This is a genomic window from Stenotrophomonas sp. 05L44_2 (assembly GCF_056665995.1).
Genome location: NZ_JBFTNR010000731.1, coordinates 1 through 2,076, shown reverse-complemented (window position 1 = coordinate 2,076; position 2,076 = coordinate 1). Strand labels below are relative to the sequence as shown.

General features: G+C 67.6%; 3 protein-coding genes. All 3 read left to right on the top strand.

Annotation, left to right across the window (positions count from 1 at the left end; genetic code table 11):
* Positions 1 to 59: 59 nt before the first annotated feature.
* Complete coding sequence (pip, locus tag AC1VAN_RS19935) at positions 60 to 1,007, top strand: prolyl aminopeptidase (protein WP_032974631.1); 948 nt, start codon at positions 60 to 62, stop codon at positions 1,005 to 1,007.
* Between the two features lie 265 nt (positions 1,008 to 1,272).
* Positions 1,273 to 1,572, top strand: coding sequence for a hypothetical protein (locus AC1VAN_RS19930; protein ID WP_480986546.1), 300 nt, complete (start codon positions 1,273 to 1,275; stop codon positions 1,570 to 1,572).
* Positions 1,573 to 1,632: 60 nt separating this feature from the next.
* Positions 1,633 to 2,076: cation-transporting P-type ATPase (locus AC1VAN_RS19925; RefSeq protein WP_480986545.1), on the top strand; the 444-nt coding region annotated here is incomplete at its 3' end.

Sequence of the window (2,076 nt, the reverse complement as noted above, 5' to 3'; positions counted from 1 at the left end):
GGATGACGCTGGTCGATGTGCCCCGCTATCCTTGTATTCCCTGCTTGTGAGGCACCGCCATGCGCACGCTGTACCCGCCGATTACCCCGTACCGCGAACACACGCTGCCCGTGGATGCACTGCACACCCTGCATGTCGAGGAGTGCGGCACGCCCGATGGCATTCCGGTGGTGTACCTGCATGGCGGTCCGGGCGCTGGCATCTCGCCCACCCATCGCCGCTTCTTCGACCCTAGGCGCTACCGCATCGTGCTGATCGATCAGCGCGGCAGCGGCCGCTCCACGCCCTTCGGCGAGCTTCGCGACAACACCACGCAGCATCTGGTGGCCGACATCGAGAAGGTCCGCCAACACCTGGGCATCGAGCGCTGGCTGGTCTACGGCGGCTCCTGGGGTTCGACCCTGTCGCTGGCCTATGCACAGGCGCATCCCGACCGCGCCACCGGGCTGATCGTGCGCGGCGTGTTCCTGGGGCGCGAGGAAGAGAACCGCTGGTTCGCCGAGCTCAACGGCGGTGCGCGCTGGATCTTCCCGGAGCGCTGGGATCGCTACCAGGCGCACATTCCGGAAAGCGAGCGCGGCAACATGCTCGACGCGTATTGGAAACGCCTGGACCACGCCGACGAAGCCATCCGCATCGCCGCGGCACAGGCGTGGCTGGGCTGGGAAGACAATGCCGCCACGCTGCTGCACGACGTCGACGCGGTGTCCGCTACCGATCCGCTCGATACGCTGGCCAAGGCACGCATCGAGGCCCACTACTTCCGCCACAACACTTTCCTCGAGCACGGCCAGCTGCTGCGCGACATTGATCGCATCCGCCATCTGCCGGGTGTCATCGTGCAGGGGCGCTACGACATCATCTGTCCGCCGCGCAGTGCCTGGGACCTGGCACAGGCGTGGCCGGAAGCCCGGCTGGAGATGGTCATCGCCGGCCACAGTGCCAACGAAGCGGCCACGACCGATGCCCTGGTGCGGGCCACCGACGCTTTCGCGGACCGCAGCTGAACAAAAGGGGCCAACGGCCCCTTTTTCTATACCAAGGTATAGCCGGGCTAACCCACGGACCTCTAGGCCTGCTGAATACGAGCGCGGACAATAGCGCCACTGGCCAGCGACTGGCCGCCCCACGCGGAGACGCAGATGGATCCCGACCCTGCCGGGCGCAACGCGCGCCCCTGCCTGCCTACTTGTTCACTGCTGGCGACTGACGGCCGGTTCCTGTCCGTGTAAGCGATGGGAGCCCCGGGCAGCGCCTGCCCGGAGGAATCCCATGTCCTACAAGATTCTCTACATCACCGTGCGCCGCCTGATCGGCGAGCGCGATGTTTCCGCCCTGCGCAGCCTGCTGCTGCAGCACGGCCCTGTCCTGTTCGCCCGTTCGCTGGCCCTCGGCTCGCCACGGGTGGTGGCCGACGCACTGTCGCTGCTGCCGATCAGCGAGCGCATCAACGTGCTGCGCCACCTGCCCTACCCGCTGCGCGATGCGATGAAGCCGCTGTGCATCGGCGGCAGCCAACGCTTGCGCATGCTGCCCTGGTCGCCGTCGGTGCTGGCCATGCGCCACGCCTGATACCCCCCCTTCCGCTCCACGCGCCGGCTGCGCCCGGCGCCGCTCCAAGAGGACCTTCCCATGAGCCTGCTCAACGCCTGGTTCAACGCCTTCCTGCGCAGCCGTCGCGCGGGCAACCTGTTCGGTCGTCGCGCGATGCCCGAAGCCGGGTACGGCCGTGGCAGCACGCAGGCCGCGCCCACCGCGCTCACTGCTGGACTGCTCGCGCTTGCACAGGGCAGCGAAGCCGATGCGCTGGCCACCCTGCAGTCACATGTCGATGGTCTCAGCCCGCACGAGGCCGAAGAGCGCCTGCTGCGCTTCGGCCCCAACGAGGTCGATCACGAGAAGCCACTGCCGTGGTGGCGCCATCTGTGGCAGTGCTATCGCAACCCGTTCAACCTGCTGCTGACGGTGCTGGCGGCCGTGTCCTGGCTGACCGAAGACGCCAAGGCGACGGTGGTGATCGGTGCGATGGTGGTGCTGTCCACCCTGATCCGCTTCGTGCAGGAGGGGCGTTCCAAC

Bases quoted from the DNA above. Each gene is read 5' to 3' on its own strand.
- pip (WP_032974631.1), top strand. From the start codon at position 60: ATGCGCACGCTGTACCCGCCGATTACCCCGTACCGCGAACACACGCTG.
- AC1VAN_RS19930 (WP_480986546.1), top strand. From the start codon at position 1,273: ATGTCCTACAAGATTCTCTACATCACCGTGCGCCGCCTGATCGGCGAG.